9 protein-coding genes are annotated in these 14,599 nt (G+C 60.9%); 1 reads left to right on the top strand and 8 read right to left on the bottom strand.

The window, feature by feature from the left end:
• Window positions 1–16 precede the first annotated feature (16 nt).
• From pelG to BK660_RS22590, 8 genes are all read right to left on the bottom strand, one after another.
• Window positions 17–1,387, bottom strand: a complete 1,371-nt coding sequence (gene pelG, locus BK660_RS22625) for an exopolysaccharide Pel transporter PelG (RefSeq protein ID WP_123435170.1) — start codon at window positions 1,385–1,387, stop codon at window positions 17–19.
• Entirely contained in the window at window positions 1,388–2,902 is a 1,515-nt protein-coding gene (pelF, locus tag BK660_RS22620) for a GT4 family glycosyltransferase PelF (RefSeq protein ID WP_123435169.1), read from the bottom strand.
• Complete coding sequence (locus tag BK660_RS22615) at window positions 2,899–3,888, bottom strand: tetratricopeptide repeat protein (protein ID WP_123435168.1); 990 nt, start codon at window positions 3,886–3,888, stop codon at window positions 2,899–2,901. The genes pelF and BK660_RS22615 overlap by 4 nt, the downstream gene beginning before the upstream one ends.
• Window positions 3,866–5,233 (bottom strand): PelD GGDEF domain-containing protein, encoded by a 1,368-nt coding sequence (locus BK660_RS22610; RefSeq protein ID WP_259698525.1) that lies wholly within the window; start codon window positions 5,231–5,233, stop codon window positions 3,866–3,868. The genes BK660_RS22615 and BK660_RS22610 overlap by 23 nt, the downstream gene beginning before the upstream one ends.
• Window positions 5,234–5,238: 5 nt before the next feature.
• A complete protein-coding gene (locus tag BK660_RS22605) occupies window positions 5,239–5,757 on the bottom strand; it encodes a penicillin-binding protein activator LpoB (protein ID WP_123435166.1) in 519 nt (172 codons plus the stop codon).
• Window positions 5,758–5,785: 28 nt separating this feature from the next.
• Window positions 5,786–9,358, bottom strand: a complete 3,573-nt coding sequence (locus BK660_RS22600; RefSeq protein ID WP_123435165.1) for a tetratricopeptide repeat protein — start codon at window positions 9,356–9,358, stop codon at window positions 5,786–5,788.
• Entirely contained in the window at window positions 9,336–12,149 is a 2,814-nt protein-coding gene (locus BK660_RS22595; protein WP_123435164.1) for a bifunctional glycoside hydrolase/polysaccharide deacetylase family protein, read from the bottom strand. Before BK660_RS22595 ends, BK660_RS22600 begins: the two co-directional genes overlap by 23 nt.
• A gap of 63 nt (window positions 12,150–12,212) precedes the next feature.
• Window positions 12,213–13,145 carry an NAD-dependent epimerase/dehydratase family protein gene (locus BK660_RS22590; protein WP_123435163.1) on the bottom strand — a complete coding sequence of 311 codons (933 nt, stop codon included), beginning with the start codon at window positions 13,143–13,145 and terminating at the stop codon, window positions 12,213–12,215.
• Window positions 13,146–13,594: 449 nt separating this feature from the next.
• Between BK660_RS22590 and BK660_RS22585 the strand changes: the two genes are divergently transcribed.
• The gene (locus BK660_RS22585) at window positions 13,595–14,512 is read left to right on the top strand and encodes a hypothetical protein (RefSeq protein ID WP_123435162.1); all 918 of its coding nucleotides are present in this window, start codon (window positions 13,595–13,597) and stop codon (window positions 14,510–14,512) included.
• The last annotated feature ends 87 nt before the right edge of the window (window positions 14,513–14,599 follow it).

Here is a 14,599-nt window from a genome sequence, read left to right as displayed (position 1 = left end):
ACGCCTGAAACAACCGTCAGCGCGACAGCATGAACGTGTCGTACTCCAGATCTTCCAGCGCCGTGGTCAGCCGGTGCAAACCCAGCAATACACAGATCAGCAACGACAACGTAAACCCATAACCAAAGAAGCTCGGGCCCAGGTACATGCTGAACAGCGTCAGCATCGCGTTCAACACCGCGAACAGCACGCACAGTTCCAGCACCACGGTGCGTTTGTCCAGATAGAAGAACACGTTGAGCAAGGCCATGAACACCACTTGAATGCTCACGCCGATCAGGTCGATGTAGAACAGTGGCAGGTAGTAACTGGAGATGCCCAGCCAGTCGAGCAAGCGCGGCGCGAACAGGAACAACAGCACCGCCGTCAGCCCCTGGACCTTGCAGATTTCCAGCAAGCCCTGGCGGATCGACAAGGTCATTTCGGTTTTCAGCTGACCGATGTGCTGCAAGGTTTCGCCTTCGCGGATCGCCCGGAACAGACGGTCGTACCACTCGGCAAAATCGGTTTCGATGCGCACCAGAAACACCGCCATGCCAGGGATGATCGCCAGGTATGCGAGGAAGATCGGCAAGTCGTAGAGGATCGACGCACGCAGCGGGCCGACGATTGCGTTAGAAGTACCGGGGTTGAACCAGAACAGGAATTTGTCGATCCAGATGCCCAGGTTGTAGAAGAAACCGGTGGCCAGCAGGCTGAGGAAAACGTTGCGCCGGGCGAGGAAATCGAAGGCGATGAGTTTCTCGGCCCGGTACTCGCGCAGGATGTCGTAGAGGAACAGGAACAGCAGCGTGCTGTGCCCGATCAACAGCGCCAGCAGCAAGCCCGGCATCTGCAGAAAGCTCAGCAAGTAAGCACTCGCGACCATCAGCGCGTAACCCACCAGCATCACCAGCAAGATGCGGTTATAAGCCTTCATCCCCGAGAGGAAGATGATCACCAGCCACAAGTTGCACAGCACCACAAAGTTGGCCAACACCAGTACGCGGTAGATCAGCGGCTGGTCGAACAACAGGCCCAGCACGACGATGCCGAGCAGCCCGGCGCCCAGGGTGACCAGCAACAACACGCCCAACAGGTTGGGCAGAATCTGATCGTACTTGTGTTCAAACAAACGGTCGGACACGAACCGGGTGAAGAACAACTGCAGGCCGCCCGTGAGGATCAGCGAGGTGGCCATCAGGTACGTCACCGTCACCAGAAACTGCCCGACCAAGGCGTTCGGCAGCAACAGGCCGATACTGATGATCCCCACCAACATCACGCTGATGATCGACAACACCCACGGCCCGGAGCTGATCAGCCCCGCGTAAACATAGGCGTGCAAGGTCGCGGTGTAGGAATCCCGCGAAAGGATTTTTCGCAGTTCGAAGCCAATCCCGGCCATTTAACTGTTCTCCATGGCAGCTTGATACAAGTCGCGATAACGCTGCAGCATCAAGGCTTCGGTGTAGTAACGAGTGACCCGCAACAAGCCGCTGGCCTGCGCGGCCTGCCAGCGTTGCGGGCTGCGCAACAGTTCGAGGATCGCCGCGCTGGTGGCTTGCGGGTCGGCAATCGCCACCACTTTGCCGGCGTGCCCGAGGTCGCGGTCTTCGGCGCTGCCGCCCTCGATCAATTCGCGGCACGAACCGACGTCGCTGCTGACCACCGGCGTACCGGCGGCCCAGGCTTCGAGGATCACCAGCGGTTGCGCCTCGCTGATCGAGGTCAGCACCATCAGGCCAAGTTTCGGCAGGATGTCCTGGATGCGCTGGAAGCCGAGGAAATGCACCTTGCCCTCCAGGCCCAGGCTGGCCATCAGACTGCGGCATTCGCCGACGTATTCCGGGTCTTCCTCTTCCGGGCCGACGATCCAGCCTTCAGCGTGGGGCATGGCGCTGATCACCCCGCGCATGGCCCGCAGAAAGGTTTTGACGTCCTTGATCGGCACCACACGGCCGATCAGGCCGACGACCGGCGCAATACCGTGGGCACGGGATTCCAGCGCGGCGGTCCATACCGGCAGGTCGATACCATTCGGAATCACCTGGGTGCGGGACGCCATGGCGCCGTCCTTGATCTGCCGCTGACGGTTGCCGTCGTAGAGCGCGATGATGTTGTCAGCGCTGTTGTACGTCAGCTGGCCGATGCGCTCGAAGAAGCGTACCCACAAGGTGCGGATGTAACCCGAACCGGCATCGAGGCTGCGGTTCAGCGCCTGGCCCGAACTCTCGGCAATCCAGCTGGCCTGGGCCAGGTCGATCTTGCGCTCCTTGGTGTAGATGCCGTGCTCGCTGAGCAAATAGGTGCAGTTCCAGCGCTGCTTGAGGATGCACCCGAGAAAGCCCGCGTAGCCGGTGGAAATCGAATGCAGCACCCGCGCTTTCGGCATCCGTCGTGCGGCTTCAGCGAGCATCAGCAACGGCGACTGCATCGAGCGCAGGGTCCAGAAATAATTGACGAAGGACGGGTCGGCGCAATGCTGACGGTAGCCTTCGCTCAGGGTTTCCCAACTGGCGCGGCTGCGCAGCACATCGTCGAGGGTCATGCGGCCTTGGGCGATGCAGTCGAGCAGGCGTTCGCCCATGTCGAGGTCAGGTGCATCCGGGTGATGCAGGAAGCGATACAAATCCTGCAACTGCTGTTCGTCAGCCTCGCGCGGATCGCCCAGCGTCTTGGTCGGATGCGTGGCGTCTTCGAGGAACACTTCTTCGATGTGCAGCACGTTGGCCGGCACTTCATAGCGGCGCGCCGAATACGCCTGACGCTGGCCGCCAATGAACATCACCGAGAAGGTCAGTTCCGGCAGGCCGAGGATCATCTGGTGAATCCAGCTGGAAACGCCGCCGCGCACGTAAGGCCAGGTGCCTTCGAGCAGCAGGCAGATGTCGGCAACGGGTGCCTGTTCCTTGTGACTCATGTCCAGCTCCTGACCAATGCAGCGAAGGGTGGCCGCTGACGGGTTTCCTCGGGAAGGCGTGCGAGCAGTCCGGGAATTTCGTGATAACGACCGGCCTCAAAGGCCAGTTCTGCGTGGAACGGCAGCACCTGCGCGGCGCCCATGCCATTCTCCTGGGCCTGACGGAGCAGCACTTCAGCGCGCTCGATGTCACCACGCTCCAGCGCGATGCGCCCGGCCAGCAGAAACAGTTCACCGCCCTCGCCTGCTTCCAGGCCGAGCTCGGCATGTTCGCTGGCCTGATTGAGCACGTGGTCAAGCACACTGCCTTGCGCCAGCCCCAGATACGCCAGCTCCCAATACCAACGCGCCAACCGGCCGTGCAGCGCGCCCGCCGCCTTGGCGTTGGCGTCGGGCAGTTCACCGAGGGCGATCTGGATGTGCAGGTTGATGTCGCTTTCCTGCTTGTCGAGCATCGAGTACGCCAGCAGCCGCACATCGTCGCTCGGGTCGGCCAGTGCCAGTTTGAGGATCGGCACGGCTTCTTTGCCGGGCATACGGCGGGTGGCCAGCAACGCGGCCAGACGCTGGTCCGGATCGGGCGCATGACGCAACACGTCCTGCAAACCGCCATCGGCAAATACCGGTTTGTGCAATTGCAGTTGCGCCCGATATGGCAGTTTCGGAATGCCCACCGCTTGCCATGCCTGCTTGTCGCGTTTGCGCGGCAGGTACAGCGCCGGGAAAATCGCCGCCACCACGCCGACCGCCCCGAGCACCGGCACAAAGAACGCCAGGCTGAAGATGAACAGCGGGCTCCACGGCAGCGGCGAACGGTAACGCGCCGGCAACAGCAACCACACCGCCGCGCACAACATCACGCAGGCCAGGCCATGGCTCAAGGTGAACACCAGCAGTTGTTGTAATTCAGGCGCCGTGAGCCACAAGCTGGCCCAACTGCCCGCCTCTAACAACAAGGCTCCGCTAAACAGCCACTTGCTGATCATTCAGGCCACACTCGTTGAACAGGAAATTACGCAGCCCGTTGCGTTCACAGCCAGGCTCCAGGTTGAACGGCAGCACACGCACGCCAAGGCTTTCCAGGCTGCTTTCGATACCAAAGTGCTCGTGCAGCAACAGGTTGATCCGCGCCAGATACCCTTCGCTGCCTTGCGGACTGGTCAACGGCAACAGCACCAGCAACAACGAATGATCGCGGTCGTTACGCAGCGACAATTGCAGATCGAGGCCGCGCTGACTGCGCTCAAACAGTCGCGCCAGTTCATCGTTGGGACGGGTCATTTCGAATGCAAAAAGACCGGCCGCCAACTTGTGCTGTTCGACATCCACCAGCGAGCGCTTGAGTTGCAGCGTGAAGTGCTGCGCATCGGCGTCGGCCAGTTGCAGCACGTGCGGGTCGCGACGCAGCAGGTCGGCGATGTGTCCGGCGAGCAAGGCCAACAGGCTCAACGTGCGATCCTGAAACGCGAAGAACGGCATCTGCCGCACCGCCAGAATCGCCAGCAAGCGACCTTCGGCGTCGATCAGCGGAATGCACGCCTGCAACGAGGAGAACTGCGCCGAACTGCCGGCATCGATCAGTTCCTGACGCACGCTGACCAGTTCACCACGCTCAAGGCACAGCTTGACCAGACCGTCCTCGGTGCCCAACGGCCCCATGATGCCGATGGTCGCCAAGGCTTCCGGCAAGACGTTTTCTTCACGCTCGTCGACGCGGTACAAACCGGCCACGCGCAACGCGCCGTACTGACCGAGCATGGTCACGATCGGGTCGGCCAGCGCGGCCAGTGCATCGCCTTCGTCCGGCATCACTCGCAACTTGTCGCGCAAGCCGAGCAAGGAGCTGCGCAAACTCTGATCGCTGCCCGCCACGCGCTGCTCCAGCAGGTCGTGGGAGACGCGCAGAATCTGGTGCGCACGGGTGAATTCGTCGAGACGGTACTGGCGGTAATCGTTGGCCATCTGCAGACGCTGCAAGCGCCGCTCCCACAGATCGCGAACCTCACCCACCAGCATGCCGCTGACCAGCACGCCGACGATGAACGACGGATCGAGCTGCTCGTAGCCTTCATGCCCGACGTAACGCAGGGCGAACATCGCCATCACCAGCAGACTGGCGCTGACCAGGCCGCGCACAAAACCGTAACGCACACCGAGCAGCAACGGCGCCAACACCGGCCAGGGAAAACCGGCGTGCATTTGCAGCGGGTCTTGCGGGGTCAGCCACAGGCCGAGGCCGATAGCCCCGCCAGTCACCAACAGCGTTTCCAGCCAGGACACCGGGCCGCTGGCACGCGGCGCGAGGCTGTAATCCATGTGAGGAGAATTCATTGCATTCACTCGAACCGAAGGGCGCCAACAAGTGTGTCGAGCACCGTTTGCGCGGTGCCGGCGAGGCTTTCACGGGACCAACCGGCGCGCGCGCCGCTTTTGCTCCAGAGCACACGACCGCTGCTGGCTTCGAGCACGCGCAGGCTGATGCCCACCGCCGGTTCGCCGTCCAGACCGTTCTTGTACTGCCACTCTTCAACGCTGCCGGATACCACGTAATCGAGCTTCTGATCGCGGGCCCAATCGAGGGCGCCGGCCAGGCGTTCGTTGTCGTCCATCAGCGCTTGTTCACCCTGAGTGCTGGCCGGGTAAACCCGTGGTTGCAGACCATGGCTGCTGAGGACGCTGAGCAGGATTTGCTCACTGCGCTCGCCGGCCTGCGGCGTTTGCGAATAGTTGACCATCGGCACCACGCCCCACTTCGCATTACGCGGCAGATTAGGGCTGGTGTCGCCGGTGAAGCTGGCGCATCCGGCGACGAACAGGACTGCCAGAGCCAGGCTCAGATTACGAATTGCTTGCATCAGTTTTTCTCCCGTAAACATTTCATGATCAGCGTCCGAATCGCACGCCGTAGCTCACACCCAGTGTTCCGCCCGCCTGACCATCCCCGCCTTGTGGCGCGGATTGGTAGCCGAAGGTCAGGGCCAATTCGTCATCGCCCAGCACTTCGACGCCGATCCCGGTGTTGATGCCGTAGTTGAAGGTTTGATCCAGCCATTGCCAGCCCGCCGTGACGTCCACCAGCCAGGTGTATTGCGCACGAGTGCGCACCAGCGCGCCCGGCAAACCGCGACGCCAGGAGCTGCCGACATAGAGTTGGCCGTAACGGCTTTGCAGCAGATCTTCGGCCGTGACGACCGCTGGATCATCCGAGTTATCAACGCTTTTCACCGGGCCGCCATTGGCGCTGGACAGGTAGTCCAGGGTGCGGTCCTTGACGTTGTTGTGCTGATAATCGACACCGCTGCGCACGGTCCAGTTAGGCCCGGCAAATTCCAGCGTGTGGTTGTATTCCATCTTCAGCGCCTGGCCGTTGCCCAGGGCATCGCCGGCGCGGGTGGAGAAGGATTTCTGCGCCACTTCCCAACTGATCTGATCCCGCGCCGACAAGCCGTGACGACCGCCGAGCCACAGGCTGTCGTGCTGGCCGAAAGCGCGCATCAAGCCGCTGTCTTCGCTTTTGCGATTCCAGTCCAGGCCCGCCTCGAGCTGATCACTGACGTCCAGCTGCCAGATCCGCGAAAGGCCCAGGCCATTGCGGTCGTCGTCCTTGCGTTGGCTGGTGTCGGCGAACAGCTTGTAGCTGCCGTCGTCGACGAAACGCTGCAAGGTCAGGCCGGCGTTGTTCTCGTCGCCCATGCGCGTTTCAATCAGTTGATCGCTGTTGTAAGTGCCCTGCTCCAGCTCAAGGTTGGCGTACCACTGATCGCCCAGGTTGTGCGCCACTTCAAGGCGCGGGCCGCTGTAGTCCAGGCCACCGAAATCCTGTTGATGCCAGGACACCTGCGCGCCTTGCGGCGTCAATTCCTGAAGCTCCACGGCCTGACGACGCAGTTGTTCACGCACCGCGGCCGGTTGATCGTCACCGAGTGCGGACTCGCTAAGGTCGAGGGCTTCGGCGTATCGGCCAAGACGACTCAGGGCCTGCGCACGTTGCGCCGGGTTCAGGTCGTTGCTGGCCAACAGGGTTTCGACCTGCTGTTTGTTGCGGCTGCGCAAGGCTTGCTGAATCTCTTCATAACGCTCGACCTTCAAGCCCTGGCTACGGGCCCAATCCAGCCACTGGTCTTTCTGCGATTCCTGGTTCGTCGCGTCGAGACGCGCCAGCAATCGCTCGAACCACAATTGCAGCATCGCCGGCGATCCGTCCTTCCACTGCGCGACTTCGTTCGCCGCTTTGCCCGGCGAATAGCTGCTGGCCATGAGGCGCAACCAGATCGCGTAACGCTGGGACGACGGCTTGATCTCTTCGCCCTCAGGGCTGCGCAGTAACTTCAGACGCAGGCGTTGGGCCGCATCGCGATAACCGGCGCTTTCGAGGGCATCGGCATACGCCGCGCGCACCAGCCAATCCTGCGGGCTGGTCTTGAGGTACAGGCGATACCAGGCCAGCGCTTCACTTTCACGACCGAGCAACTGGCTGGCACTGGCGAACGGCAGCCACAAAATCCGGTCTTGCCGCGCCTGCGGGCGCCATTCCGTCAGCAACGGTTTCAGCGCGGTGGTGTTGCCCTGATCGATGTAGAGCCACATCAGGCGTTCGCGAAACAGATTGTCATCCGGGAAGCGCGACAAGCCCAACTGGTACAAACGCTGCGCTTCTTCGGTTTGTCCCTGCTGCACCGCCAGGGCACCGCGAATCGCCAGCACCTGCGCTTGCTCGTTGGCGTCCGGGTATTGCTCGGCACTCTTGAGCAGGGCGGCAACTTGCGGCCAGTCCTGCAAGTCCTGAGCTTGTTGCAAGGCTTCGACCAGACGCAGCGGATCATGCACGCGCTGCCAACTGCCGACCATCATGGTCAGGGCGCGTTTCGGATCGCTGGTGCGGTACATCGTGATCAGCTGATTTTCGTCACCGCTATTGAGCGAACCCCGAAGGGCGAGGAGTTTTTCCAGCGACGCTTGCAGCTCGTCGTCGAGCTCCAGATCCCAGGCCAGCGACGAACGCAGACTCCAATATTCCTCATCAGTGATCTTGCGGTTGTCGATCTGCAACACGCTCCACGCCGCCTGATTATCAAACAGCTTCAGATAGGTGTTAGCCCAGTCGATGCGCTCGGTGGTGGTCAGGGCAAAACGTTTCGAGTAGCTCTTGTAAGTCTCGGCCTTGTGCGCGTACTGCCCGGTGTTTTCCAGGTTCTGCACCAAACGCGTCCACGCCAGGCGATGGGTCGGGTACTTGTTCAGGTAAGCGCGCAACCAGGCTTCGGCCTGGGTCGGCGTGCCGCGTGATTCGTGGCCGTAGATCAGCGCATCAAGCTCGACGTCGGTCAGCGCACGTTGCTGCATGATGTCGGCGAGCAAAGGGATCGCCTGATCGAAGTCGTACTGCTGGCTTGCCAGACGCCACGCGCGTTCGCGTGTTTGCGGGTCTTCGTGCAGTTGGAGCAAGCGAATCCAATAGGCCAGGGCAGCCTGACCATCGCCGCGCCATTCGCCCAGATGCGCCATTTGCTCGAGCAAGGCCAAATCATCCGGGTGTTCGGCCACGAGTTGCTCACCGCTTTCCCAGGCACCCGCCAGATCGCCAAGCGCCAGGCGCATGCCGAATTCTTTCCTGAGGATTTGCGGGTTGTCCGGCTGCAAGACTCGCCACTGATCAAGGAATCGCTGCGCCAGATCGAAACGCTGGTTGCCGACGGCGACATCGACGCCCTGCTCCAGCCACGCCGCATCCGCCGGATCCTTGAGCTGATCCAATTCATCGGCGAGCACCTGCGCGGCCTGATCACCGTGACCGGCGGCCAACAGGCTGTTGAAGGCCAGTTGCGCGTATTCACGACGCTCGGGCCCTTTACTGTCCTTTTTCAGTTGCAGATAAATCTCGGCGGCGCGATCCGGTTTCTCACCGGCCAGATACCACTGCGCGGCGGACTTGAGCGACTCGTTGCGCTGCGCCGGATCGCGCCCGGCGATTTCTTCGTAGACGCTGGCAGCGAACGCCGGCGCTTGAAGGGTCAGCGCCAGCTTGGCCAGGTTCTGCAATTGCGGCAGCGGCAGCAGGCTGTGATCGAAGCTTTGCAGGCGTTCGATCAAGGCTTTTTGAGCGATCGGATCGTCAGCTTTCGCCGCTTCCAGCGCATCGAGTTCCAACCGGTAATAGGCCTGCAACCCGAGCTGCGGTGTCGGCCAATTCTCAAGGTGCTGACGCGCCTTGGTGTAGTCGCCGAGACGAATCAACAGGTCGACCAATTGCAGGCGCAAATGGTCGTCGTCCGGGTGCGCCGACAACAGCAGTTCGGCGTAATTGGCCGACACCGCATCCGGCTCTCGACCATCGGGCTGGAACACTTCTTCGCGCTGGAACGTCAGCCAAAGGATGCCACCGACCGCCACTGCCACCACCGCCAACGTCCACGGATTGAGCAGGCGGCTGCTTTTAGTTGCAGAAGAGCTGACCATGACTCACCTGCTTCATTGGTAATTGAAAAGTCCACAGGCCGGCGGATGCCTTGCCTGCAAAACGTTGTCCGTCCACTTCAACCCGGCATGTGCCCGAGGCGCGCACGGAGAAGGTCAGGTCGACCTGCCCGGCAAACGAAAAGTCCACCTGACGTTCATCCACGTAGCGCCAGTCCACCAGCGGCAGATTGGCGTCTTCGAGTGCCGGCCGTTCATCCCGATCGGGACGCAATACCAGCAATGCATGGTCGCTGCTCAAGGCCACGTAACGGCCCTGCGGCAAGTCGCGAACACCGGCCACGCCTTGCGAGCGCATCAAGTCCGGCCAACCCATTTGCGGGTCGAGCCGCACGGTGCGCAGTGCGTCGAGCCCACGAATCTGCCAGGCGCCCTCGGCGGTGCGCGCCATGCTCACTTGATACAAACCGTGCAAACGATCGAGGTAGTCGCTCATCCACAGCGACATCGGCTGCTGCGTTTTCATGTAGCCGTAGATCTCGCCCATGGCCTTGATCGAGGCCTGCTTGGTGCTCGAATAGAAGTGGTAATACAGGTGCAGGCCGCGCATGCGCCGCGGGCTGTCGGTGAGTTCAAAGGTGTCGATCACATCGCGGAAGCCGTAATACGGGCCTTTCCACAGGTTGGTGTAGAGGTTCTCGTTGATGATCGGCGCGTAGTACTGCAAGCCGCCTTCGGTGGGGCGCAGCAACGGGTTCAAACCGGTCAGTGACGGGTTGGCCTTGGTCATCATGGTCTCGGCGCCGTTGACGTTTTTCAGGCCGGCGTCGTAAGCCAGTTTGATGGTGGCGGCCGAGGGCAATGCATCGCCCGGCCAGAACACCATCTTCACCGGTTTTTCCGGGGTGGTGAGGTGTTGGTTGATGTAGTCGCGCGAACCAAAAATCTCGCGGCGGAAGTCGATTTTGTCGTAGCCCGGAATGGCCATTTTCAAGCCGTATTCCGGGTGGAAGTTTTCGCGTTGCTTGGCCAGTTCAGGCTGCAGGAAAAACGGATGGCTGAAGGTGTGCGTGGCGACTTCGACTTTCGGGTCGGCGAACAGCTCACGGGCAATCGGCTCCAGTTCACGGGCGAGAAACGGGAACATCCCGCGCGGCGAAATTTCACCTTCGATCACCGACACCGAGGTCAGAAACGGATTGGGCCGGATGAAGTCGTCGAGCACCTGCTTGCCGGCATACGGCGTGCCGCGCACTTCGGCGCGCGACGGGAAACCATCGCCGTCGATGTGCACCGTGGCGATACGCCGACCGTTTTCGGTGGTGGTGTCCGGACGCGGTTGCACCGGCAGGCGCAGGCTGGCTTGAAGGAACGCGAACGGGTCGAGAATCCAGCGGCTGCGCTCGTTGTTCGCTTCCAGAATATACGGCGCAAGGGCGAGGCCGCCCCAGTCGGCGACAGCGACTGGAGCAAAGGTCTGGCCGTCGGCGGCGGTCAGCAGCAACGCGGCTTTCGGGCCTTTGGGCAGCAGGGAAATCGCGGTCAGGTCACGGGATCGGGGCTGCACCGGTGCTTCGAACGCTCCGATCAGCGCCTTGTCCTGATAAGTGACGCTCAATGCTTGCGTACCGATAGGCGCTTCGCGGGTCAAGCCCAGACGCTTGAGCAGCAACGGGTCCAGAATCGGCAGCCCGGAAAAGAACACCACCGGGACTTGCTCGTCCAGGCGCTTGCCGATCCAGCTGTTGAACGCCGGGGCGTCCTGCGGCGGGCCGCTGGTCATCCAGGTGATGACGCCGGCGTACAAACCGCTGAAGCGGTACTGCGGGAGGGTGTTGTCCACCGGCAGGTAATCCACGCGGTAGCCGAGGTATTCGAGCAAGCCGCCGAGCAAGGTATGCCCGGCGTTGCGGATCAGGTCGCCTTCGCGCGGGTCGAACAGCAGCGCGACCCGGCGCGGCTGGACTTCGATGTTGCTGACGCCCATCGAGTCCAGTTCAGGGGTGCCGATGTACGGAATGAAACCCTCTTCGCGCAGACGCTTGGCCAGTTTGCGCGCTTCGTCGCGGCGCTCTGGCGGCAAGTAGTCGATGGCCACCAGCGGAATGCCTTTGGCGCGCAAGGGTTGGATCTGGGTTTCCAGCCACGCGCGGTCGGCTTCAGGCACCGGGCGATAACGCTTGGCGGTCGCGTCCCAACCAGCGTGGATCGACTCGACAGCCACCGCAGCAGCCACGCCATCCAGTTCGGGCAGGACTTCAAAGCCACGGTTGAAAAACAGCTTCAATGTCGGCTGACGCTGGTGCAATTCGCGCAGGAAACTGGCGAGCGCCAGACGTTGAGTTTCTCGGTCTGCCTCAGGTTGCAACTGGAAACTGTCGAGGGTGTCGAGGAACAACCCTGCATAGCCTTCGGCCTGCAACGTCTTGGCGCGGCCGAACAAATGTTCACGCCACGCCGGCGCTGCCAGGTTCATCACCTGACTGTCCCAAGCGCCGTTGCGCACCGGGCTGACCGCACCGGCGAGGTGGGCTTTTTCGATGTCGTCCTTGTTGCCGGCGAACTCGCCAATCGACAGGTAAGCGAATGGCTGGCTGCCCAACTTGCGCAGGGTTTTGACGTCGCCCTGGGTCATATGCCCGGGCTCGACCACCGACCAGTCGAACTGTGCGAGTTCCGGGATCGGCGGCTGATCGGCGTACCAGAACGTCACACTGGAGGGCTGTGGCAACGCGGCGGCCTGGGCTGCCGGGCCACTCACGATAAGCGCGATGGCAGCCAACAGCCGTTTGGCGGCCGAGCGGACACGCGTCCTGCGAAAAACGATTTCCATAACGCACTCTTGAGTGTGACTGAGTCGATGCTGATTGAACGTCGTACCGAGTGACCGGCCGAGTTACAGACTGCGGATAAGCTGTGCTAAACCCTTGCCGATAGTGGTCGGCTCAGGGAGTTTGAAACGCTCGAGCAGGCGAGCGTTGTTGGCACGCGAGTGGCGAATGTCGCCTTGCCGTGGTGCGTGATGAATCACCTTCAACGGAGTGCCGACAACAGTCCCCAGTTCAGCGATCAGGTCGTTGAGACTGGTGGAACGGCTGAGCCCTACGTTGACCGCACCGGGTTTCGGTTCGTTCACTTCCAGTGCCTGCACAAGAATGCTCACCAGATCCTGAACGTAAACGAAGTCGCGGGTCTGCCCACCGTCACCGAAGATCGCTACCGATTGCTCGGCCATGGCCAGCTTGGTAAAAATGCTGATCACGCCGGAGTACGGCGAAGACGGATCCTGGCGCGGGCCGAAGATGTTGAAGAAGCGGAAGATCATCGGTTCCAGGCCGTGCTCGCGGCGATAGAAATCCAGGTAGTACTCACCGGCCAGTTTGTCGGCGGCGTACGGCGTGAGCGGGGATTTCGGCGTGTCTTCGTGAATCGCCGTGCCTTCACCGTTGTTGCCGTAAATGGCCGCGCTGGACGCATACACCACACGCTTGATCCCGGCTTTCGACATGCTTTCGCAGACGTTCAGGGTGCTGACGAAGTTGCTTTGATGAGTGCTGACCGGATCATCCACCGAGGCTTGCACCGAGGCGACCGCCGCCAGGTGAACGACAGCGCTGCAATCGCGCATGGCCTGTTCAACGACAGCACCATCCGCCGCATCACCGATGACCAGGTTCAGATTGGCATTGTCCATCGGCAGATTAGCCACTTTGCCGGTCGACAAATTATCCAGCACGCGAACCTTGTAGCCCTTGCCAAGCAACGCTTCAACAAGGTGCGACCCAATAAAACCCGCCCCGCCGGTGACCAGTATTCGCTCGACAAACATGACTTTCTCCCTGAACAGTTGAGCGGATACGAGTGGTTGAATTCCGCCGCTTTCATGGCGCAAGGCCACCAAAACGCGGCCGATAATGGGAGTTCAGGAGGGTACTGTCAATAGTTTGTCTAAACTAACGCCGAGCGAAAATACAGTCATTTATTTGACGGCATTTATTAGATTCAAAGTGTCATGTTATTGCCACGTTTTCCCAACAGACTCGTCTAAACCGGGCTTCTACGTCCGGTTACAAACCCTTCTTCGGACGACGCTGGACTGGCGTCAGTACTTTAATACTTATCGACACAAGCCACCGGAAGATGACGGCGGAATCGAGGCGGATCGCGACGACTTCCAGTACGGATTTTCGCGACCGATCAAATCGATGATCCACCGTTTGCAGTGCCTGATCGAGTCGCTGATCTATTCTTCGCTTCAGTCTTTTCAGGAAAATATTCATGAATCGCTGGATTACCGTCGGTCTGTTTTCAGCAATCGCCACTTTTGCGCAGGCCGCGTCTCAGGTCGAACCGCGTGTCGAGCAGGTTCCTTTTGATAAAGGCAACGACAGCGCCAGGTTCGACCAATCCATCAAAGGCCCACTCACCGCGCAATACCGCGTCAGTGCAAAAGCAGGCCAGATACTGACCGTCGACCTCAAACCCTCCGATGCATCGGCCTACTTCAACATCGCCGCCAAAGGCCAGGACACGGCGCTGTTCAACGGCTCGATCATGGGCAATCACTTCATGGGCCCGTTGCCAACTGATGGCGTGTACACGGTCCAGGTGTACCAGATGCGCAACGCCGCGCGGCGCAATCAAGTGGCCAACTACAACCTGTCTCTAAACCTCAGCCCGGCGACGGACAGCGCCCAGCCGTTTGATCAGACGCTCGAACTGCAAGGCATACGTTTTCAGGTGAAAGGCGAATGGGTCGACGGGAATCCCGTGGTGCGTATCTCGCCGCAAGGGTTGGAAATCGACAACTCGGCTATCACTCGACCGCTGACGGGCAACATTGTCCGTGCGGAGGTCGCCGACCTTGATCGCGATGGCTCGCCGGAGATTTACGTGTTCGCCAGAGCACCGGGCCGCGGCATGCCGGGGGAGTTGGTGGCGTATGCGGCTAACCATAAGAAGTCGCTGAGCGAGATTTACCTTCCGCCGGTTAGTGAGAACGCGAAGGTGGCTGAGGGGTATCAGGGGGAAGATGAGTTTGCGGTGGTGGAGAATGTGTTGGTGCGGCGGTTTCCGGTTTATGACAGTGCGGTGGCTGGCGCGGGGAGGACGGGGAAGATGCGGCAGGTTGAGTACAGGTTGGTGACTGGGGAGGCGGGGTGGGTTTTGAAGGGGGGTGAGGGAATTGAGTACTGAATGGTTGAGAAAACACGTACTGGATGGGGGTGTCAGAAATTTTGTGTTCGGGCATAACATGAGTAAGAGGTGCATGTATGCCAACCA

Source organism: Pseudomonas brassicacearum, from assembly GCF_003732265.1.
In the GTDB taxonomy this organism is placed as follows: domain Bacteria; phylum Pseudomonadota; class Gammaproteobacteria; order Pseudomonadales; family Pseudomonadaceae; genus Aquipseudomonas; species Aquipseudomonas brassicacearum_D.
This window is presented reverse-complemented; position numbering and strand designations above follow the sequence as displayed.